At 61.1% G+C, this 20,389-nt stretch carries 20 protein-coding genes; 3 read left to right on the forward strand and 17 right to left on the reverse strand.

The window, feature by feature from the left end:
* Window position 1 precedes the first annotated feature (1 nt).
* The 13 genes from lhgO to PMI07_RS16180 form a co-directional block, all read right to left on the reverse strand.
* Entirely contained in the window at window positions 2–1,198 is a 1,197-nt protein-coding gene (lhgO, locus tag PMI07_RS16120; RefSeq protein WP_007768615.1) for an L-2-hydroxyglutarate oxidase, read from the reverse strand.
* A 41-nt stretch (window positions 1,199–1,239) separates the two neighbouring features.
* Window positions 1,240–1,974 carry a dienelactone hydrolase family protein gene (locus PMI07_RS16125; protein WP_007768608.1) on the reverse strand — a complete coding sequence of 245 codons (735 nt, stop codon included), beginning with the start codon at window positions 1,972–1,974 and terminating at the stop codon, window positions 1,240–1,242.
* A gap of 53 nt (window positions 1,975–2,027) precedes the next feature.
* Complete coding sequence (locus PMI07_RS16130; RefSeq protein WP_007768604.1) at window positions 2,028–2,420, reverse strand: OB-fold domain-containing protein; 393 nt, start codon at window positions 2,418–2,420, stop codon at window positions 2,028–2,030.
* A 2-nt stretch (window positions 2,421–2,422) separates the two neighbouring features.
* Complete coding sequence (locus tag PMI07_RS16135; protein WP_197032528.1) at window positions 2,423–3,559, reverse strand: thiolase family protein; 1,137 nt, start codon at window positions 3,557–3,559, stop codon at window positions 2,423–2,425.
* Between the two features lie 220 nt (window positions 3,560–3,779).
* Window positions 3,780–4,613, reverse strand: a complete 834-nt coding sequence (locus PMI07_RS16140) for an isocitrate lyase/PEP mutase family protein (protein ID WP_007768600.1) — start codon at window positions 4,611–4,613, stop codon at window positions 3,780–3,782.
* 6 nt (window positions 4,614–4,619) lie between these two features.
* Window positions 4,620–5,300 (reverse strand): 3-oxoacid CoA-transferase subunit B, encoded by a 681-nt coding sequence (locus tag PMI07_RS16145; protein ID WP_007768597.1) that lies wholly within the window; start codon window positions 5,298–5,300, stop codon window positions 4,620–4,622.
* An 11-nt stretch (window positions 5,301–5,311) separates the two neighbouring features.
* Complete coding sequence (locus PMI07_RS16150) at window positions 5,312–6,004, reverse strand: 3-oxoacid CoA-transferase subunit A (RefSeq protein WP_197032535.1); 693 nt, start codon at window positions 6,002–6,004, stop codon at window positions 5,312–5,314.
* Window positions 6,004–7,155 (reverse strand): ABC transporter ATP-binding protein, encoded by a 1,152-nt coding sequence (locus PMI07_RS16155; RefSeq protein ID WP_007768593.1) that lies wholly within the window; start codon window positions 7,153–7,155, stop codon window positions 6,004–6,006. Before PMI07_RS16155 ends, PMI07_RS16150 begins: the two co-directional genes overlap by 1 nt.
* Complete coding sequence (locus tag PMI07_RS16160; RefSeq protein ID WP_007768591.1) at window positions 7,152–8,903, reverse strand: iron ABC transporter permease; 1,752 nt, start codon at window positions 8,901–8,903, stop codon at window positions 7,152–7,154. Before PMI07_RS16160 ends, PMI07_RS16155 begins: the two co-directional genes overlap by 4 nt.
* Complete coding sequence (locus PMI07_RS16165) at window positions 8,900–9,922, reverse strand: extracellular solute-binding protein (protein WP_007768589.1); 1,023 nt, start codon at window positions 9,920–9,922, stop codon at window positions 8,900–8,902. The genes PMI07_RS16160 and PMI07_RS16165 overlap by 4 nt, the downstream gene beginning before the upstream one ends.
* A 27-nt stretch (window positions 9,923–9,949) precedes the next feature.
* The gene (locus PMI07_RS16170; RefSeq protein ID WP_007768586.1) at window positions 9,950–10,735 is read right to left on the reverse strand and encodes an enoyl-CoA hydratase-related protein; all 786 of its coding nucleotides are present in this window, start codon (window positions 10,733–10,735) and stop codon (window positions 9,950–9,952) included.
* Between the two features lie 218 nt (window positions 10,736–10,953).
* Window positions 10,954–11,754 carry an alpha/beta hydrolase gene (locus tag PMI07_RS16175; protein ID WP_007768583.1) on the reverse strand — a complete coding sequence of 267 codons (801 nt, stop codon included), beginning with the start codon at window positions 11,752–11,754 and terminating at the stop codon, window positions 10,954–10,956.
* Window positions 11,751–12,371, reverse strand: coding sequence for a glutathione S-transferase N-terminal domain-containing protein (locus PMI07_RS16180; RefSeq protein WP_007768580.1), 621 nt, complete (start codon window positions 12,369–12,371; stop codon window positions 11,751–11,753). The genes PMI07_RS16175 and PMI07_RS16180 overlap by 4 nt, the downstream gene beginning before the upstream one ends.
* 128 nt (window positions 12,372–12,499) lie before the next feature.
* Between PMI07_RS16180 and gcvA the strand changes: the two genes are divergently transcribed.
* A complete protein-coding gene (gene gcvA, locus PMI07_RS16185) occupies window positions 12,500–13,414 on the forward strand; it encodes a transcriptional regulator GcvA (protein ID WP_007768577.1) in 915 nt (304 codons plus the stop codon).
* A 6-nt stretch (window positions 13,415–13,420) separates the two neighbouring features.
* On the opposite strand, the gene PMI07_RS16190 is transcribed toward gcvA, so the two are convergent.
* On the reverse strand, window positions 13,421–14,962 hold the full coding sequence (locus PMI07_RS16190; RefSeq protein ID WP_007768574.1) for an acetolactate synthase large subunit: 1,542 nt from the start codon (window positions 14,960–14,962) through the stop codon (window positions 13,421–13,423).
* Between the two features lie 218 nt (window positions 14,963–15,180).
* Between PMI07_RS16190 and PMI07_RS33660 the strand changes: the two genes are divergently transcribed.
* Both PMI07_RS33660 and PMI07_RS16200 read left to right on the forward strand, forming a co-directional pair.
* Entirely contained in the window at window positions 15,181–15,612 is a 432-nt protein-coding gene (locus tag PMI07_RS33660; RefSeq protein WP_007768572.1) for a nuclear transport factor 2 family protein, read from the forward strand.
* Window positions 15,613–15,619: 7 nt separating this feature from the next.
* Window positions 15,620–16,465, forward strand: coding sequence for a fumarylacetoacetate hydrolase family protein (locus tag PMI07_RS16200; protein ID WP_007768565.1), 846 nt, complete (start codon window positions 15,620–15,622; stop codon window positions 16,463–16,465).
* Window positions 16,466–16,533: 68 nt separating this feature from the next.
* Here the strand turns inward: PMI07_RS16200 and PMI07_RS16205 are convergent, their stop codons facing one another.
* Genes PMI07_RS16205 through PMI07_RS16215 form a run of 3 tightly spaced genes read right to left on the reverse strand, consistent with a single transcriptional unit; the run spans window position 16,534 to window position 19,995 of the window.
* Window positions 16,534–17,967 carry an NAD-dependent succinate-semialdehyde dehydrogenase gene (locus tag PMI07_RS16205; protein WP_007768563.1) on the reverse strand — a complete coding sequence of 478 codons (1,434 nt, stop codon included), beginning with the start codon at window positions 17,965–17,967 and terminating at the stop codon, window positions 16,534–16,536.
* A 31-nt stretch (window positions 17,968–17,998) separates the two neighbouring features.
* Complete coding sequence (locus PMI07_RS33665; RefSeq protein WP_007768561.1) at window positions 17,999–19,165, reverse strand: CaiB/BaiF CoA-transferase family protein; 1,167 nt, start codon at window positions 19,163–19,165, stop codon at window positions 17,999–18,001.
* Entirely contained in the window at window positions 19,162–19,995 is an 834-nt protein-coding gene (locus PMI07_RS16215) for a CoA transferase (RefSeq protein WP_037087185.1), read from the reverse strand. Before PMI07_RS16215 ends, PMI07_RS33665 begins: the two co-directional genes overlap by 4 nt.
* Window positions 19,996–20,389 lie beyond the last annotated feature (394 nt).

A 20,389-nucleotide genomic window follows, 5' to 3' on the forward strand; every position in this document is an offset into this window, starting at 1 on the left:
TTCAGTACACCCGCTCGGTGCATTTCGAGGCAACCATCCGGCCGATCGGAATGGCCGAGGTCGCTGCCGGCGACGGCGCATTCCCGACATGCAAGGTGCGCTTCGTTTCCGCGAACAGGAAATCGCTGACCGCAACCCCTGACTTCGTCACCGCTTGCGCCCGGATACCTGCCGGATAGTGCGTCAGATCGGCCAGTTCCAGGCCTGGGCAATATTTGCGGCACTCTTCGAGATAGCCCGCTTTCGAGATCGAGTTGGCCACCTCGTGCATAGCATTGGCGCGATGTTTGGCGACAAGCTTCCAGAAGCCTGCAAACGCAAACATGCCAAATGCGTCCCGCGCGTTGAACGCGAACTTCTCATATCCCTCGCGGGAGAGACCGAGCACCGCATTCGGGCCAAGCGTCACCGAGCCATCGATCATTCTTGTCAGGTGAATGCCGAGGAAGGGCAGGTCCGGATCAGGCACCGGATAGATGAGGTGGGCAACGATATCGTTCAGCCGCCGCGGCAATTTGAAATATTCGCCGCGGAATGGCACGATGCGGAAGGAGATATCCGCCCCCGCCATCCTCGCAAGCCTGTCGGATTGGAGCCCTGCGCAGCAAATGACCTGCCGCGCTTGCCATACGTCGTCGCCAGCAAAGACCTGCACGCGATCGCCGCTCTCCTTGATGCCCGACACCGTCTTGCCGAAACTGACTGCAACGCCCGCGGCCTGCAGCAGCGCCAGCATCTTGTGGCAGATCTGCTTGTAGTCCACGATTGCCGTCTGCGGGCTGAGAAGAGCACCGATGCCGGCAATATTCGGCTCCAGCTCCTTCAGCTCGCCACCAGAAACCTTGCGCAGGCTCAACCCGTTCGACGCCGCCCGTTCATGGAGCGCATCGGCACGCGCCATCTCGACATCGTTGGTCGCGACGATCAGCTTGCCGCAGGTATTGTAATGAATGCCATGTTCGTCGCAGAAATCCTTGGTGGCGCGGGCGCCTTCGACGCACAGCTTCGCCTTCAGGCTGCCCGGTGGATAATAAATGCCCGCATGGATGACACCGCTATTGTGGCCGGTCTGGTGCAGGCCGACCGCATCTTCCTTCTCAACCAGCAAAAGCCTGGCGTCGGGTCGAAGAGCGAGCAGTTCACGCGCCGTCGCCAGCCCGACGATGCCGCCGCCGATAACGCAGAAATCATAAATCAACGCTCGCTCCCATCGAAAAGCCTTTCCCGATCATGCCGCCGCTATTTCAGTGTACGGCCCCACAGATCGAACAGAACCTTCCAGACATGTTCGGCCGCCCCCGGCACGTAGGCACCTCTTTCGGGGAAGCAGAAGCCGTGTTTGGTTCCCGGCAGCGTTTCGACGCGATGCTTGACACCAGCCTCTTCCATGACCTTGACCAGTTGCGCGATCACGTCCGGCGGCGCGGCATTGTCGTGCTCCGCAAAGCCATAATAGAGCTCGCCCTTGACCTTGCCGATGTAATTATGTGGCGACTGCTCCAGTTCGTTGACCATGCGAACGCCGTAAAGCGACGCGGCGCTCTTGATACGATCCGAATAATGTTCCGCTGCCCAGGTGATGAACGGTCCGCCCATGCAATAACCAACAATGCCGATCGGGCCGTCCTTGGCCTGCGGCTGGCCGTCCGCGAAGCTGATGACGGCCCCGGTGTCGTCGATGATCTGCGCACGGTTCATCGCGTGGTTGACGCAGGCGCGCACCACCTGAGACATCGTCTCCTCACGCCGCGGCAGGTCGAACCGTATGGTGCCGATACGGTAATAGAGGTCGGGCAGAACGACGAAATAACCCTGCTTGGCGATCTTGCGCGCCATGTTCCACAATTCCTGGCGAACGCCCGGCGCGTCCATGTAGAAGATCACGATGGGCCACTGCCCGTCCTTGTCCGGGCAGACGACGAAGGCCGGCATTTTCCCGTGATTGGTGCTGATCAAGACTTCCTGTTCGAACATTCCGTTTCCCCCTGGGCGAGGCAAACACGCTCGCCACTCGCAATTCCAAAACCTTAGTCGACGATCCTCGCGGCATGCTGCTTTCGTCCGTCATGCACGACGTATTCCAATTTCACCTCTCGGCCAATCCAGCTGCCTTCCGGTTCCGGCCCGGTCAGGTTGGTCACGATCAGCGGTCCCTCCTCCAGACGCACCGTCATGGCATTGTAGGGGGGCGGGAAATCATCGAAATATTTGCGATGAAACACAACCCAGGACACCACTTTTCCCTTGCCGGAAACGGGCTTCCATTCGGTCTCCATGCAGAGGCATTCGGCGCAGATAGGCGCCGGCGGATAACGGAACTTGTGGCAGTTGCAGCAGGCCATCAGCTCCAGTTGCTCCCGCTCGATGCTCTCCCACATGCGAACGTCGTCGATGCTCTTGATCGGTTGCGTCTTGCCCACGATTATCTCCCGTAAATGATCGACACGGCCTTGCCGGCAACATCGGAACTGTAGTGCACGAACCGGCAATCCGGCACCTGCCGCTCGCCGCAAATGCCCCTCACCTGCCGCACCGCCTCGACTTGATGCGCCCATCCCTGCATGTAGCTTTCCGACAGATGGCCGCCGCTGGTGTTGACCGGCAACCGCCGGCCGAGCGCCACACCCTCCTCGCGCAGGAACTTGCCGGCGCCGCCCGCTGGGCAATACCCGTAACCTTCGAGCGCCAGCGGGATATGGCAGGAAAAACTGTCATAGACCTGCAGCGTGTCCATGTCCTTCGGGCCGACGCCGGCCATATTGAACACCTGCTCGGCCACTTTCTGCTGTGCCGGCAGGTAATATTCGGTCAGGCGCGGCTCGAGGCTCGTCGCGCCGGTATTGAGATCGTAGCGGCCGACGCCGTGGATCATCACCGGGTTGGCAGCCTTCCTGGCCCGTTCGGCGGAGGTGATGATCAGCGCCACGCCACCGTCGTTGATGAGGCAATAGTCGAAGATATGCAGCGGCTCGCAAATGAATTCCGAGGCAAGATAGTCTTCGACGGTGATACGCTGCTGCATCAGGGCATTGGGGTTGAGGCTGGCGCCGATCCGCTGGGCCACCGCCACTTCGCCGAGTTCCGCCGATGTCAGGCCCGTCTCTTCCATGTAACGCCGGAACATCATCGCATAAAGCGCCCCTTGCGAGGTAAAGCCCCATGGCGCGTGGTAGACATAGGAGAGGAAGGAAGCCCCGCCGGCCGCATTGCTGCCGCCATAGTTGACCTTGCCGGAACGCTGGTTGTTGCCGTAGACCAGCGCCACCACTTCCGCCAAACCAGATTTGATGGCCATGCAGGCCTGGATGACGCCGAGCATGGCATCCGCCTGGCCGCCCCATTTGGCATCAATACCGAGAACCTCCCCCATTCGTTCATAAGGCGTGGTCGGTCCGACGATCAGGCCATCGACATCGTCACGGGTGAGGCCCGCGTCCTCAAGCGCGCGGACGAAGGCAAGCGAGCCGAGCCCGATCGAGTCGTATTTGACCTTGCCTTCGCGAACTGCAGCATAGTCCTGGCGCCAATCCGTGTGGCCGACACCAACCACCGCTGCCACTTTAGAAAGTCCTGGGGTCACGACGCTTTCAGCCTCCCTGATGCGCATTGCAAGCATGTTGGGCGAACTGTCTTCGATGGGACTGTGAAGGTCAAACGACGAAAAATCGCCTGCCTGATGCACTCCGCTCAAACGCCAGCGCCAAAAAATGTAAGCAAAAACAAACGCGCCACCGCGCAACACCGGCACGGAGATAGCCTTACTCCCCCGAACCGGGGACCTATTTCAGATAGGTGTCGATGAGGTCGTCGTAACGCCTGGACTCGCTGTAGCGATCCATCAGATCGGCGGGCGACGGGCTCAAAGGTCCCGAACCTCTATCCTTGCGATAGAATTCCCACACCGCCGCAAGGGCAGCCGGCAGCGCACCATGGCCGGTCAGGCAGATGCGGACGCCGAGCATACCAAGGTCGTCGACCTCGGCCAGTTCGCCCCTTGCCGCGCCGAGCACGATCGGCAGGCCAGTCGCCTCGCGCACCGCCGTGACATCGGAAACCCGCCGCGCACCGGTCAGGAAAATGCCATCGACACCGGCGTCGGCGAAGGCACGCGTCCGCTCGAGCAGGTCTGCCGAAAAGCCTGGCCGCACTATCGTTCGGCCGAAGATCACGAAATCGGGATTGCGGCGGGCGGAAAGGGCTGCGGCGACCTTACCCTTCGCCTCGGCAACGGAGAGCAATTGCGGCTCCTGGTGCCCGAACGGATAAGGCAGAACGGTGTCCTCCAGCGATATCGCCGAAACACCCGCCGTCTCCAGTTCCTCGATGCAGCGCATGACGTTCAGGGCATTGCCGTAACCATGGTCTGCATCGACCAGAAGCGGTAGCGGCGAACGGCGGCATATCCGCCGGCAAAGGCCCGCAAGCTCGTCGAGTGTCAAAAGCGCGTGGTCCGGAGCGCCGAGAACCGCCAATCCGGCCACGGATCCGCCGAGCACGGCAAGCTCGAAACCCGCATCCGCCGCCATTCGCGCGGTCATCGGATCGAAGACGGATGCGGGTTTGACACATGTGCCACCTTCGAGGATGGCTCGGATCGAATGGTTGGCCTGCATGATGGATCAGTTCCCGTGGAGAGGTGCGCCGGTCAGCGCCTGCACCTGTTCGAACGAGACGCCATTCGCAAGTTCGATGATGCTGAACCGGCCGTCAATGATTTCGAATACGCCGAGTTCTGTATAAACCCGGTCGACGGCGCCCGGTGCGGTGAGCGGGTATTTGCATTTTTCGACGAGCTTCGGTTCTCCCTCGCGGGCTGTATGTTGCATCAGCACCCAGACGCGCTTCGCACCGACAGCAAGATCCATCGCGCCGCCGACCGCCGGCAGAAGCTCGTCCGAACTGGTGGTCCAGTTCGCAAGGTCGCCGTTCTGTGCGACTTCGAAGGCGCCGAGCACGCAGAGATCGATATGGCCACCGCGGATCATCGCAAAACTGTCGCCATGATGGAACAACGACGAACCGGGAAGAAGCGTCACCGCTTTCTTGCCGGCATTGACCAGCCAAGGGTCGATCGCGTCCGGCGCCGGTCCCGGCCCCATGCCGAGAATGCCGTTTTCCGAGTGGAACACCACTTCCTTGTCGCCATCGATCATGTCGGCCACCTTGGTGGGCATGCCGACGCCGAGATTGACGTACCAGCCCTCCTCGACATCGCGCGCCAGGCGGCGGGCGACGGCATCGCGGTCCACTTTGCCGGCTTCCGGCTGGCTTGCGGTCGTCTTGTTCACGGATTGGTTCATGGTCATGCCCCTCACGCCTGCCTTTGCGCGGCAAGCAGGGCTTCCACGCGGCTTTCAACCTGCACCACCCGGTTGATGAAGATGCCGGGAGTGACCACCGCTTCCGGATCGATCGGATCGGTGCTCACCTCGTTCGCCTGGGCGATTGTCAGCGTCGCGGCCATGGCCATGATCGGGTTGAAGTTTCGGCCGGAGCCCCGGTAGGAAAGATTGCCCCAACGGTCCGCCTTCCAGGCTTCGATGAGCGCCACGTCTGCACGCAGAGCACGCTCCATCACGTAGGTGCGGCCGTCGAAATCGCGATGCTCCTTGCCGTCAGCCAGCGGCGTGCCGACCGAAGTCGGTGTATAAAAGGCGGGCACGCCTGCGCCTCCGCATCGAATGCGCTCCGCCAGCGTCCCCTGCGGCACCAGTTCGAGTTCAATCTTGCCAGCGAGGTAAAGTTCGCGGAACACCGTCGAGCCCTTGGGAAAGGAGCAGATGATCTTTCGTACGAGGCCGAGATCCATTAGTCGAGGAATGCCGGTCTCGGCGCTCCAGCCGGCATTGTTGGCAACGATGGTCAGGCCCTTGATGCCAAGTTCCGCCAGGGCGTCGACAAGGGCATCCGGCTGACCAACGGCACCGAAGCCGCCGATCATCACCGTTGAACCATCAGCAATGCCTTCCAGCGCTTGCGCCAGCGATGCGACACGCTTGTCGATCATGCGGTACGCCTTTCATCGCTGAGGCCCAGAGACTTTTCCGGGCTGAAATGCACCGCGATCCGATCGCCGTCATTAAAATGGATATCGGCCGGCTGATGCACCTGGATACGATTGCTGCAGAGTTGGATCGTGTAACGCACAATATTTCCCAGGAAGCCGGAGGATAACACCGAGCCCTCAAGCGCATTATACCCCTCCGGGACCGCAGTGCCGGGAGCGGCAAGGCTCACCGATTCGGGCCGGATCGACACCGCGATCTTGCTGTTCGCTGCGATCGGATAGGGGAAACATGCCTTGATCACCTCGCCGCTGTCGAGAGTGATGGTGCGGTAGTCGCCAGTCCCGGCTGACTCGCCAAGTTTTGCCGGAAGCAGGTTGGTCGCGCCCATGAAGCCGGCGACGAAGGCGTTGCGCGGCCGGTTGTAGATCTCCCGCGGCGGCCCCATCTGCTCCAGCATCCCGGCATTGATCACCGCGATGATATCCGACATTTCCAGCGCCTCGTGCTGGTCGTGCGTCACATAGACCGTGGTGATGCCGATCTGCTTCTGCAGACGCTTCAATTCGTTGCGCATCTCGTCGCGCAGCAGTGCATCCAGGTTGGACAGCGGCTCGTCGAGCAGAAGCAGGCCCGGCTGGCGGACGATGGCGCGCGCCAGCGCCACGCGCTGCTGCTGGCCGCCGGAAAGTTGGGTTGCCGACCGGTTTTCGTAGCCGGAAAGCCCGACAGTATTAAGCGCTTCGCGCACCATTTCCGTGATTTTCGCTGCGCTCAGCTTCAGCTGCGACCGTACCCGCAGCGGAAAGGCGACGTTCTCGAACACGGTCATATGCGGCCAGATCGCATAGGACTGGAAGACCATGCCGATGTTGCGCTGGTTGAGCGGCAGGTTCGAATTGCTCGCACCGTCGAAAAACGTCGTCGGCCCGAGCGAAAGTCGACCGTCATCCGGGATTTCCAGCCCGGCGATGCAGCGCAACGTCGTGGTCTTGCCGCAGCCGGACGGGCCGAGAAGTGTAAAGAACGTACCGGCCTTCAACGAGAAACTGATCGGCTGGATTCCGCCTCCGGGAAACCGGGAGTTGCTCGTCCAATAGGTCTTGGTGAGGTTCGAGACCTCCAAGGTCATACTGTTGATTGAGGTCACAACGCACCTTCCGATTTAGAGTCTTTTCGTGTGAGCACGATCATCACGGTGGCGCAGAGCGACATGAGGATCGTCCATAGGATGCCGAGCGCTGCGACTTCACCGGGCTGGCCGTTGGTCCATTGGTTGAACATGGCAACGGCAATCGTCTTGGAACTCGTGCTGGAGAGCAGAACCGCGATGGATAGCTCCTTGGCAGCCAGCAGGAAGATGAACAGCCAGCCGGCAATCAGCGCCGGTGACAGAAGCGGCAAAACCACACGCCGGAAGATCGAGCGCTGGGTGGCGCCGGCAATGCCCGCGGCCTCTTCAAGCTCGCGATGGATCTGCATCACACCCGGCTGCGCATAACGCATGCCATAAGGCATGTAACGGATGATGAAGGCGATCACGATCAGCCAGATCGAGCCGTAGAGGCCGAAAGGGGTGCGCAGCGCCAACTGGATCATTGCCACGCCGAGCACGATGCCGGGAAAGATGATCGGGATGCTGGCGAACTGCTCGATCAGCTGCGAACCGGGAAATTTCCTGACCGCGAACCAGGAGCCGAGCGCGGTCACCGCGACCACCACCGTCGCCGCCGCCGCGGAGGCGAGGATCGTGTTGAAGGCAAGGCCGAGATAGTAGGGATCGCTGAGGATGACGGCATAGTTCTTGAGCGTCAGTGAACTCAGAGCCCGAATTTCGAAGGCCCGAACGAAAGGCGTCACACTGTTCCACAACATGGCGGCCAGCGGCAGGGCCAGTACCATCAGGAAGTTCAGGAGTATCACCATTCCGCCGACCCAGCGATAGCGGCCGAGATCGAACGGGCGAGGACGAAACCCCTTGCCGGTCACGCTGGCGTACCGATCGGCATTGCGCGAAATACGGCCGTAGAAATAAAGCAGCACCGAGACGAACACGATCAGCACGACGGCAAACGAACTGGAATGTCCGAGATCGGGCGGTACCCGTGTCATCGCCAGATAGACGTCCGATGTGAGCAACTTGACGCCGCCCGGGGTCCCCAGCAGCACCGGTACGTCGAACGCTTCGATATTGCGGATGAAAATGAAGATGGAGAGGCCAAGCAACGCCGGCTTGGCAAGCGGCAGCGATACCCGCATCACCGTATTGAACACGGAAGCGCCCGACATTCGCGCAGCCTCCTCAAGGTCGGCATTCTGCCGTTTGAATGTCGCGCCACAGAGCAGGAAAACCAGCGGAACCCAGAGCAGGCCCTCGACCAGCATCATACCGGGAATCGAGTAGACATTGACGATCGTATCCTTCGAGCCGGTCAGCGCCCGCCATGTCGCATTGACGGGGCCGGCGCGGCCGAGCAGGAACACCCAGGCACTGACATAGAGAATGGCAGGCGTACCGAGCGAAACGACGGTCGTCGCCAGCGCCAGTTGCTTGAAGGGCGCATTCGTACGTTCGACGACCCAGGCGACGCTGGCTCCGACCACGAGCGACACGATGGTCGCTCCGGCTGCGAACAGCACGGAATTGAAAGCGCTGATGTAGAGCGCCGGATCTTCGAGCAGCCGAGCGAAATTCTCCAGCGAATAGCCGCCGTCAGGATTGGTATAGTCCGTCAGGCTCGTCTGAATGAGCATTACCGCGGGCGGCAAAACGAAAGCGGCGATCAGGATCGTCAGCGCCACGACGGGCAGATACAGCTTAATCCCGCTTCCGCGCCACGACCCGGTCCGACGGGGCGCTGCCCGCCGAACCTGATTGACTTGAACGGCATCGGTCATTTGAACAGCTCGTCGTAGATCTTGATCCAGTCCTTGATATGCGCGCCGACATCTTCTGGCGTCAGGGCATAGGCCTTTGGATTATTGGCCTTGTCGCGCAGGGCGGGATTGGCCGCAATGTAATTGGCCTTTGCCAGTACCTGCTGACCTTCGTCGGAGGCGATAAAATCGATGAGGAGCTTGCCGGCATTCGGATGCGGAGCCGCCTTGAGCAGGAACATCGGATCGGCGGTGGCCGTCACCATCGGCGCAAGCGGAATCCACTTGACCGGGGCTCCCTGCGCGGCGCTGATATCGCTGTGATGGCTGAAGGTCGCCAGCGCCAGCGGATATTCGCCGACGATCACCTGGTCCAGCACGACGCGTTGGTTGGCCGGCACGTTGATGATCTTCTGCTTGGACAGCGCCTTCAGGTATTCCTTGCCCTTTTCCTCACCCATCACGCCAAGCACTGTGCCGATGAAACCGGGAGGTCCGCCCTGGGTCATCTGTGTCGCCCAGGCGATTTTGCCGGTAAATTCCGGTTTCAGCAAATCCTGGTAGGTCTTCGGCGCATCGGCCTCTTCGATCAGCTCCGTATTGTAGGCCGGCACCAGGAAGCTTACGACCTGCGCCACCCACTTGCCGTTGACATCCTTGACCTCGGAGGGCCATTTGGCGGCAGACTCGGGTATGTAGTCGGCCACCTGACCGGCGGCGATCAGCATCGCCACGGTACCGCCGCCGTGATGTACGTCGGCCTGCAGCTTGTTGACCTTCAACTCATCATTGATCTTGAGCAGCAGATCGGCAACCTTGCCGGTTACGGCCTCGACCTTGATGTTGGGATATTTCGCCTGGAAAGCCTTGGCGATCGGCCGCACCGCTTGGTCCTCCACCAGCGATGTGTACCAGACGACCTTGCCTTCCTTGTTGGCCGCATCGATCAGTGCCTGATCCGCCGCGAACGCTGGAACGGCCGATAGCAGCAATCCCAACGCACCGAATGCGAGTTTCGCGGTCTTGAAACTTCTCATCATGTCCTCCTCCTTCAATTGTTACTTGTTTTATTCGCCGACGTAATTCGGTTTTCGCTTCTCCGCGAAGGCCAGACGCCCTTCGATCCGATCCTTGGTGTCGCGCATGATACCAAAGGTGATGCGCTCCATTTCAAGCCCCTCCGACAAGGGCAGGTTGACGCCCTGATAAACAAGCGCCTTGACCGCCCGCACCGCAAGCGGCGCATTGGCCGCAATGCCTTCGGCGATCGCAAGCGCCTCTTCCATCAAATCCGCCGGCTCCACCAATTTCGAGACAAGTCCGATGCGCAGCGCCTCCGCCGCGTCGATTCGGCCGCCGCCGAGCAAAAGCGGCATGGCATTGGTGAGTCCTACCAGACGCGGCAGGCGTTGCGTGCCGCCACCGCCGGGAATGCTGCCGACCCGCACTTCAGACAGGCCGAAGCTCGCGGTCGAAACCGCGATGCGGATGTCGCAGGCCATCGCAAGTTCGAGCCCGCCGGCCACGGCGATGCCGTTGATGGCGCAGATCACCGGCTGGGGGATTTCAAGCACTTTGGTAATGGACTCGGTGTCGCGTTTTGTGCCGGCGCCGAAAGCCTGCTGGGCAAAGCTCGTCTTGGGCGGCATGGTCTTTTTCAGATCGGAGCCGGTGCAAAAAGCCTTCTCTCCGGTCCCGGTCAAAAGAACGACGCGGATGTCATTGTTCGTTCCGATGCGGCCGAACACGTCCCGGAGGTCGCTTCTGGTTTCCGGATCGATCGAGTTCAGGGCTTCAGGACGGTTCAACGTCACGATCGCGATGTGACCTTTGATCTCAATTCCGACAGGCATTCATTCCTCCCGCAGTGACGCCGCTTGATCGGGGGCACGCAGGCAGAACCTGCTTGACCGTAGCGAACGCGTCAAACGACGAATTCTTCGTGGCGGGTTGAGTTTCAGTCGAAAGCCTTGCGAAAACAGCGCCCCCGTCCAGACTAGATCAATGCTCTTGCCTGCGCCAACCCATTGAAGAAAAAGTATATTTAGCAACAATGAGAAAAATGCCTGTGTCAAACCGTCAGAGAGTTGGAGGAATAGAACTCCTTCAAGGAAGCCGCCACCAGCGCAGGGGTCAGCGCCTGCATCACGTGCCCGCTGGGGATCACCGCAAACCGGGAATTCAAGGCGGTTTCGGCCAGTGCCTTCACCATCTCCGGTGGCCGTGTCTGATCGAAACTTCCGGCCAGGAACAGTGACGGACAGCGGAGCTTGGACAGATCCGGAGCAACATCCATGCCCGCCACCATTCGATAAAGTGCAGCAAAACTTTCCGGATCATTAGCCAGCTTCCGGCACCATACGGCATTGACGCGGGCCGCATCATCCCGAAGTTCGGGCGGAAACGACCTCTCCCAGCTTTTCTCGCTCACCGCCCGCACCCCAAGCTCCAGCAATCGTTCGGCCGCTGCCAATGTCTCCCGGCGCTTTTCCGGCGCGACACCCAAGGCGGGTGACAGTGCCGCCAAGGCCTCGAACATGGCTGGCCGGCGGACGATGGCGCGGATGGCGGTCGCAGCCCCGATTGCACAGCCCGCAATCGAAAGCCTCTTGCCCCAACCGACATGATCGAGCAGCGCCAGAAGATCCGATGCAAGCTCGTCTATAGTCACCTCGCCGCGGATCTTTTCGGAAAGCCCCGCTCCCCGCATGTCGTAGGAGAGGATGCGGTAATCCGGTGACAATCGCTCGACGACCTCCGACCAGCTCTCCAGGCTTCCCCCCATCTCATGCACGAGAACCAGGGGCCGGCTCCCACCGCCCGACAGCGAATACCGCAGCGCCACGCCGTTGACTTCGGCGAAGTGGATCATGGATTTGCCCTCTCGTCCTGAAATGCGGTATCCCGCATGGAGGCGCGCGCGCCGACCAACTCGTACCATGCAGCCAATGCCGGGTGGCCGTCGCGCCATGCGTCGCTTTCAAAGCGGAAATCCATATAGGCGAGCGCGCAAGCCGTCGCGATCTGGGCAATCTCCAGCGGCCGCTGCATCCACCCACCGCCATTGGCCTCGAGATGATCGAGCCCCCATCCGAGCTTGGTGCGATAGGCGACGAGAAAATCATTCTCCATGCCGCCGGAACGATTTCGCTCGGACAGCCGCCTGAGCAGTATATCGAGCATGCCCTGGGCCGTCGCATGCCGGGTCAAGAGTTCGATGCGGCACTGCGGCGGCCCGAACATCCAGGCAGCACCTGCCTTCAGGGCCAGGTACTCGCAGATGACCAGAGAATCATGCACCGCCGACCCGTCATCCAGCACAAGCGTCGGGATCTGGCCGAACGGGTTCGGGTTACCCTGATCCCGGTCCAGATTGCGGATCGAAACGACGACATTTCGCCGTTCGATCTCTTTGAGAAGATCCAGTTCATGCGCGGCGACGAGCACTTTCCGGGCGTAGGGAGACCTGTCGGAGGCGATCAACAGCATTGCGCGACTTTCTTGCATATTGAATTTTGACTTGAGTTTTTATCACTCGGTGCTAGTGCTCTTCCCAAGCGATCAAGGAGAATCGTGAATTTATCGTGAGACGATTTCTCACGGGGAGGAAAATCGACATGGCTTGGAGGCTTCCGCCTTTGAACGCGATCCGTTCCTTTGAGGTCGCGGCGCGTCACTCCAGTTTCACCAAGGCGGCCGACGAACTTTTCGTCACGCCCGGCGCCGTAAGTCGCCAGATCCGGTCTCTCGAAGACCATCTCGGTCGCCCGCTTTTCGACCGCAACTACCGCGAGGTAAACCTGACCGCGGCAAGCCAGGCCTATGCGCAGGAATTGTTCGACGCCTTCGCCCAGATCGACAAGGCGACCCGCACATTCGCCGCCCACACGGAACAGCGCAAGCTGAAGGTCTATGCGCCGGTGACCTTTGCGATGCGCTGGCTGCTTCCGCGCCTCGGCTCCTATCATGCACTGTTTCCCGATCAAGGCGTCAGCATCGCCAGCGTCGGCAAGGCACCGGTCGATCTCGACATGCTCGACCTCGACGTGGTGATCCGTCTGACGGGCAGCAGCCCGAGCACAATCGCCGAAAGACTGTTCGATGTGCGGCTGGTGCCTATCTGCAGCCCCAGCTTCATGGCGCAACACGGCCTCTCCCGCATCGAGGATCTCAGGAGCCTGCCGCTGCTGCATTCCACCCAGCGGCGCGACGACTGGCCGAAATGGCTGCAGATGGTCGGCATCGACCGGGATGTTTCGGCCCAAAGCGTGGTTTTCGAAAGTTCGTCGCTGGCTTATGAAGCGGCCCTCGGCGGACTTGGCGTCGCCATGGCGATGCAGACGCTGGTGGAAGACGATATTGCCGCCGGCAAGTTCGTCACCCCCTTCTCCCAGACCTATTCCGACGGCACGGCTTTCCACGTGGTCTATCCCTCCACCGCGCAAACGGATGAAGCAGTTCTAGGCTTTTCCAGCTGGATCAGGGAAGAGGCCGCCAAATCCATCATGCACGCACCGCACCCCCGCACTTGATATCGGTCAGAGCACTACTTCGATGAGGTAGGGACCGTTCATGGCGAGCCCTTCCCTCACCGCCTCGATAAACCCCTCAATATCGGTCACCTGCCTCCCCTCGACGCCCATGCCCTTGGCAAGGCTTACCCAATCGAGCGCCGGATTGCCGATATCGAGCATGCTCAGCGCCGTCGGGCCCGGATTGGGAAGACCGACATTGGACAGTTCGTCGCGCAGGATCTTGTAGGACCGGTTGGCCCAGACCAGCGTCAGCACGTTGAGTTTTTCGCGCGCCTGAGTCCACAGCGCCTGCAGCGTGTACATGCCGCTGCCGTCGGCCTGGAGGTTGATCACCTTGCGGTTCGGGCAGGCGACGGCGGCGCCTGTCGCCAGCGGAATGCCGATGCCGATCGCGCCGCCGGGCAGATGCAGCCAGTCATGCGCCGGCGCGCCGACCGTGAACTTGTAGAGGCTGCGGCCGACCGTGATCGATTCGTCGGCGACGATCGCATTTTCCGGCAGCAGCGCACCGAGCGCGGCGCCGATCGAATCGGGCGTCAGCGCACCGGTCGGCAGGGCCGGCCGAGACAGGTCCTGCAACTTCAGCGTTTCCAGCGAAGCACCGGTTTCCGCCATCAGCATATCTAGGCAGTTTTCAATGTCGTCATGGACGCTCGCCAGTGGGATGATTTCGCAGTCCTGATGGCTGGTCACGCTCGGTTCGTTGGGATGCGCGAAAAAGGCGACTGGCGCCTCTTCTCCAATCAGAATGATCTGCCGGATATCGGCCAGTGCCTTGATCTGCTGTCGCGCCGGGTTGGGCAGACGCTCGACGATGGCGGTCCCGACACCGCGCTGGACACGAGGATTGCGACCGATTGTGGCAATCCGGGCACCGGTTTTCTGCGCGACCGCCGCAGCCATCACCAATGTCCTGCGGTGGGTCGCGTCGTTGCCGGCGAGGATCATCGCATTGCCCTTGAGGAGAGCCGCGGCGGCCTGCTTGATCCGTTCGGATGAAACCTTGGCCCGTGGTGGCGGCTCGACCGTTGCCGCAACCACACCGCCCTCGCCCCATGCCGCATCAGCGGGCACGATCAGCGTCGAGACCTGGCCCATGCCGGTCTTGGCTGCGGCAAGCGCCTTGGCGCCATCGGCAGCAAGCGTCCCCGAGGATGTTGCGGTCAGCGTAGAGGCGGAGATGGCGCTGGAGATCGCCTGAATATCGGAGGTCAGCGGCGCATCGTATTTCAGATGATAAGTCGCGTGTTCGCCCACGATATTGAGGACAGGGCTATGCGCCCGCTTGGCATTGTGCAGGTTGGCAAGGCCGTTTCCGAGGCCGGGGCCGAGATGCAAGAGCGTTGCCGCCGGCTTGCCGCTCATGCGGGCATAGCCATCGGCGGCACCAGTGACACCGCCCTCGAACAGGCAGAGCACGCAGCGCATGCCGGGCACCCTGTCGAGCGCGGCCACCAGATGCAGTTCCGAGGTCCCGGGGTTGGCAAAACAGACCTCGACACCACTTTTCACCAACGTCTCGATCAAACTTTCGGCACCGTTCATATTGGACCTCCCTCGAACATTCATGCGAAAACTGACCCGACTCGACCGGGCCGACTGCTTCTGGGCATCAGCGCCAGACCTCCCCTTTTCCACACAGTTAAGACGAGGAGGTCAAACGAGTAATTCGCAAAAGCGGGTTGCGTTTAATTCCGTTGACCCCAAGCGGCCGACGACCGCCTTATGCGGCCCATCAACCGGCTGTAGAAGGAGGCTCGCGGGTGGAGAAAATCGACATTCTGTTCGCTGAACGGGACATTCACAAACAACTGATCCGTTTTTATACGGGGCTGGACGAGTGCCAGTTTGACATGATGGCATCGATCCTCACGCCGGACGGGCTCTGGCGTCGCGGCGGCGTCGACATCAAGGGACGCGAGATGTTCCTGGAGGCGATGAACAAGCGGGGTGCCGACAGGCATACGCGGCATATCCTGACGAACGTGCAGATCGACCTACAGGACGAGACGTCGGGGGTCGCGAAGTTCTACTCCACGGCCTTCGTCCATGTCGGCCCGACCGACGACAAGGGCGTCTCCCCGATGGCCCTGCCAAGCAGCATCGGCATCTACACGGCAACCTTCAAACGCACGGAAGAAGGCTGGCAGATCGCCGACCTGCGCTCCAAGCCGTCGTTCAAGAAGCAAGGGTGAGCCGGCCATGAAATTCATAAGCTTCGTGGTCGACGGTCGACCGTCCTGGGGACAAGTGGACGGCGATGTCATTACCGATTTCGGCGCAAGCCTGACCGATTGCCCGACAATGGTCGATGCGATCCGCAAGGGACTTGGCGCCGGGCTGTCTCTTCCCGGCGACGCGCCAAAGCTGCCTCTGAGCAGGGTGGCGCTGACCGTACCGATCCCCAATCCGCCAAAAATCCTCTGCGTCGGCCGCAACTATGTCGATCATGTCGCCGAAGGCAGTAACAAGGAACTGCCCAAACATCCGGGCCTGTTCGCCCGCACGGTCAAATCGCTGACGCCGCATGGCGGCCCGATCATGCGCCCGAAAGCCTCCGACAACCTCGATTTCGAAGGCGAGCTGGCGGTCATCATCGGCAAGTCGGGCCGTGCGGTGCCGAAGGAAACCGCGCTTTCCCACGTCTTCGGTTACGCCTGCTTCAACGATGCGACCTTGCGCGATTTTCAGGAGAAATATTCGGCACTGGTCGGCAAGAATTTTCCCTTCACCGGCGGTTTTGGCCCGTGGGTGGTCACCGCTGACGAAATTCCGGACCCAAATGCCGACCTGTCGCTGACCACCCGCCTCAACGGCGAGGTCATGCAGCACAGCCAGACCGGCAAGATGATCTTCGACGTCGCGACCATCATCGCCTTCGTCTCGGTTTTCACCGAGCTGGAACCGGGCGATATTCTTTTGACGGGTACGCCGGAAGGCATCGGCCGGGCGCGCAATCCGCCGGTCTGGATGAAGCCGGGGGATACGGTGGAGGTAGAGATCGACCGCATCGGCACGCTTCGCAACGTCATCACCCAGGAAGCCTGATAAAAACCGACCTGACAGCAAAAAGCGCCGGACCCAAATCCGGCGCTTTCCTTGTGGGCTCGGCGGCTTCAGAAGGCAGCGTGCGACACGAACTTGATCGTCTGGTAGGCCTCGACCGCCTCGATCCCGCCTTCGGATCCGTAACCGGAATCCTTCACGCCGCCGAACGGCGTTTCCGGCAGGCCGAGGCCATGGTGGTTGATCGACAGCATTCCCGTTTCCACGTCGTTGGAAATTCGCCGCGCCTTTTCGGCCGAGGACGTATAGGCGTAGGCCGCCAGCCCGTATTCGAGCCGGTTCGCCTCCGCGATCGCATCGTCGAGGCGGCGGAAACTCTGCATTAGCGCCATCGGCCCGAACGGTTCCTCGTTCATCGCCGCGACGTCGGAAGAGACATCTTTCAGTACCGTCGGCTCGAAGAAATTGCCCTTGTTGGCGATCCGGCGACCACCTGCCTGCACCGATGCACCATTGGCATTCGCATCCGCCACCAGCCGGTCCATGGCCTCGATGCGGCGCGGATTGGCGAGCGGGCCCATCCGCGTCTCGGCGGCCATGCCGTCGCCGACGGTGATCGCTTTCGCCTTTTCGGTGAAGCGATCGACGAAATTGTCGTAGATATCCTCCTCGATCAGAAACCGCGTCGGCGAAATGCAGACCTGGCCGGCATTGCGGTATTTTGCACCGGAAACGCGCTCCAAGGTGAGGTCGAGATTGGCATCGGCACAGATGATCACCGGCGCATGGCCGCCGAGTTCGAATGTGCCGCGCTTCATATGCTGGCCAGCCAAAGCCGCGAGCGCCTTGCCGACCGGCGTCGACCCGGTGAAGGAGACCTTACGGATCAGCGGATGCGGAATGAGATGCGCCGAGATCTGCGCCGGATTGCCGAACACCAGCGAGACGACACCGGGCGGAACGCCGGCCTCCTCGAAACATTTCACCAGTTCGACGACGGAAAGCGGCGTCTCCTCGGCCCCCTTGAGCACGAGCGTGCATCCGGCAGCCAGCGCCGCCCCGATCTTTCGCGTGCTCTGCGCCACCGGGAAATTCCACGGCGTGAACGCTGCCGTCGGCCCGACGGGTTCCTTCCGCACAGTCTGGATCACACCCGGCGCACGGCCGGGGATATCGCGGCCATAGGAGCGCCGTGCCTCTTCTCCGAACCACTCCAGGAGCCCCACGGAGTTTCCAATCTCGAGCTTGGCCTCAGACAGCGGCTTGCCCTGCTCCCGTGTCAGTACTTCCGCAATCGCATCGGCGCGTTCCGCCAACAGACGGCCCGCAGCCTTGATCAGCCGACCGCGCTCATAGGCAGACACATTGCGCCAGCTTTCAAAGGCTCGGGCAGCGGCCTGCGCCGCACGATCGAGGTCCGCCACCTGCGCCACCGCAATGGCTGCAAAATTGTCGTTGGTCGCCGGGTTCTGCAGGTCGAGAAACTGGCGTCCCTCCCCATCGCTCCAGTGCCCGTCGATGAATAGCTGTGCCGTCGTCGACATCCGCATGCCTCCCTATCTGTCTGGTTGTAGTTCAGGCCTGGGCGGATTTCGCTCCAAGCTCAGGTGTGTTTTCACTGGGCGCCTCAACGACGCCCTTGAGCAGCAGTTCGACAATCTCCGGCTCCGTGTAACCCGCGACTTCGCGCAGGATGGCGAGGCTGTGCTCGCCGAAATCTGGCGCCTCAAAAAACGGCGGCAGGCTACCGGCCAGATTAAACGGGGTTCCCTTCAGTGGCAGCCCGTCCGGCGAACGTTCGATCGAATCCGACCAAGCCTCTGCCGCCAGAACCTCCTCGCCGCGAAGCGAGACGGCCGACGCGATACCCACACGCTGAAGCCCGATCACGGCCTGCGCCGCGCTGCGCTGCCGGATCCAGACAGACAATGAAGCCGCCGGATCGGTTGTCGTTTCACCGATCAGCGACGCAAGCCTGTCGAGATCATCGAAACCGACCGAAACCGCGACCCATTTCCCGTCTGACGATTTCAGGCAATCCTGAAACGCCATGAGCGGATCGGCATTCCCTGCGCGGTGCGAAACATCGGCCGCCGCAAAATTTTCGCCGATCATGAAACTCGTCAGTTCCCGTTGCGACAGATCGAGATGCACCCCGCCGCCTTGGGCGCGGCTGGCAAGTGCGGTGCAGATCATGCCCGCTGCAAAGATCGCCACCACCTGGTCCGGATAATTGAGATCGACACCACTGACCATCGGATCGCCGCCTTCGTAACCCGTGACCCAGGCCATTCCGGCAACGCTCTCCAGCGTCGAGCCATAGGACACATCCATCGCATCGGGGCCGGTTTCGCCCTGGCTGGAGATCGAGGCCAGAACGATGTCCCGGTTGGCGGTAGAAAGGGCGCGATATCCGATACCCAGCTTGTCCAGCACGCCGCGGCGGAAATTCTCGACCACGACGTCGCTCCGTTGAACGAGCCGCAGGAAGCAGGCCCTGCCTTCCGCCATCTTCAGGTTGATGGCGAGCGCCCGCTTGCGCCGGTTGGTCGCCTTGTAATGCGGAGAAAGTTCGCTGCTGTCTTCCGGCCGCATCGACACCCAGATGCGGAACGGATCGCGATAGGTCGGCGATTCGATCTTGATCACCTCCGCACCCAGGTCCGCCAGCATCGCGGACGTCGCCGCACCGGCTGTGATGATCCCGAGATCGAGAACCCGAATACCCGAAAGCGGCCTCATGGTTCCGCTCCGATCTGTTCCGGAACAGGGCCGGGCGGAAACACCCGATCGCCCCAGCGCACCGGCACGCGTGGCATGGTGAGGGGACCATCCGCCGTCTCCACGGAATGGAAAAACGCCCGCTGGGTATATTGCGGGCTCTCGACGATCTCCTCCAAAGTCAGGACCGGGCCCAGCGGCACGCGGTTCCTCTTGGCGAAATCGACGATATCGGCCCGCGACATGGTCAGGAATTTCTGTTCGACGATATCGGCAATAAAGGCCCCGCGGCGTCGCCTGTTGGCGCGGATATCGAGTTCCGGTTCGTCCAGCCGCGGATCGTCCACGAGCCTTTTGAGGGCCGCCCAATCGCCCTCGCGATAAACCATGGCGATCCAGCCGTCGCGGCAACGCAGCACCTGCCATTCGGAATTGCGCCCCTTGCGCGATGGCGGCACCCCGCCGCCATGCGCCACGACAAGGCTCTTCCAGTTCAGCCAGATGCCGACATCGAGAAGCGACACATAAGCGCTCCCGCCGCGACCGCCGGCGAGCAGTCCGGCCATGGCCGTATAGGCGGAAAGGCCCGCCGCATAATCGAGCTGAGATCCGGCCAACTTCAGGGGCTGCCTCTTATCGTCACCGACGATATCCAGCATGCCCGATGCTGCCATGAGGGTAAAACCATTCGCCCGCTGTGGCTCCGCGCCCTCCGGCAGAAGTCCGATGCGGATAACCGCCGGACCTTTTGCAAGATCATCCGGCTCGCAGCACGCGACCACCGCATCCGCCGCCCCGATCTCCGTCTCCAGATCGACGATACTGCCAGTCCTGACACGTTTGCCAGCCATCAGGAACGCGTGGGATGCCGCATCCAGATCCTGCCTTGCGGGACCAATACACGTCACCCGCGCGCCAAGGTCGGCAGCAATCCGGCAGCAAAAATACACAGATCTAACGACGGAGATCGAGCAATCTTCGCATACGATCTGCATGATTTTTCGACCATCAAGCGGTTTTCTGGAATTAACGGGTTCCATAATTCTTTAACTCGCCTGAAACCGATGTATATCGGAAATTTTCCAAATTCGTTCTTTAATCACCATTGACATATACTTTTATTCTGCATCTATTTCCGCACAACAAACCTATCCCTGGTTATGTCTCAATCATTTCTTCTGCACAGGCGAAGTGTCAAACGACGAAAATTCACGTCGAGATTGACATCTCCGCTCGTGCGGTTGG

Origin of the sequence: Rhizobium sp. CF080 (assembly GCF_000282095.2) — a bacterium.
Classification (GTDB): domain Bacteria; phylum Pseudomonadota; class Alphaproteobacteria; order Rhizobiales; family Rhizobiaceae; genus Neorhizobium.

Excerpts from the sequence above, each read along its gene's own strand:
- PMI07_RS16125 (WP_007768608.1), bottom strand. The coding sequence starts at position 1,974 with ATGTTCGAACAGGAAGTCTTGATCAGCACCAATCACGGGAAAATGCCG.
- PMI07_RS16140 (WP_007768600.1), bottom strand. The coding sequence starts at position 4,613 with ATGCAGGCCAACCATTCGATCCGAGCCATCCTCGAAGGTGGCACATGT.
- PMI07_RS16145 (WP_007768597.1), bottom strand. The coding sequence starts at position 5,300 with ATGAACCAATCCGTGAACAAGACGACCGCAAGCCAGCCGGAAGCCGGC.
- PMI07_RS16160 (WP_007768591.1), bottom strand. The coding sequence starts at position 8,903 with ATGACCGATGCCGTTCAAGTCAATCAGGTTCGGCGGGCAGCGCCCCGT.
- PMI07_RS16165 (WP_007768589.1), bottom strand. The coding sequence starts at position 9,922 with ATGATGAGAAGTTTCAAGACCGCGAAACTCGCATTCGGTGCGTTGGGA.
- PMI07_RS16170 (WP_007768586.1), bottom strand. The coding sequence starts at position 10,735 with ATGCCTGTCGGAATTGAGATCAAAGGTCACATCGCGATCGTGACGTTG.
- PMI07_RS16175 (WP_007768583.1), bottom strand. The coding sequence starts at position 11,754 with ATGATCCACTTCGCCGAAGTCAACGGCGTGGCGCTGCGGTATTCGCTG.
- PMI07_RS16180 (WP_007768580.1), bottom strand. The coding sequence starts at position 12,371 with ATGCTGTTGATCGCCTCCGACAGGTCTCCCTACGCCCGGAAAGTGCTC.
- gcvA (WP_007768577.1), top strand. The coding sequence starts at position 12,500 with ATGGCTTGGAGGCTTCCGCCTTTGAACGCGATCCGTTCCTTTGAGGTC.
- PMI07_RS16190 (WP_007768574.1), bottom strand. The coding sequence starts at position 14,962 with ATGAACGGTGCCGAAAGTTTGATCGAGACGTTGGTGAAAAGTGGTGTC.
- PMI07_RS16200 (WP_007768565.1), top strand. The coding sequence starts at position 15,620 with ATGAAATTCATAAGCTTCGTGGTCGACGGTCGACCGTCCTGGGGACAA.
- PMI07_RS16205 (WP_007768563.1), bottom strand. The coding sequence starts at position 17,967 with ATGTCGACGACGGCACAGCTATTCATCGACGGGCACTGGAGCGATGGG.
- PMI07_RS33665 (WP_007768561.1), bottom strand. The coding sequence starts at position 19,165 with ATGAGGCCGCTTTCGGGTATTCGGGTTCTCGATCTCGGGATCATCACA.
- PMI07_RS16215 (WP_037087185.1), bottom strand. The coding sequence starts at position 19,995 with ATGGCTGGCAAACGTGTCAGGACTGGCAGTATCGTCGATCTGGAGACG.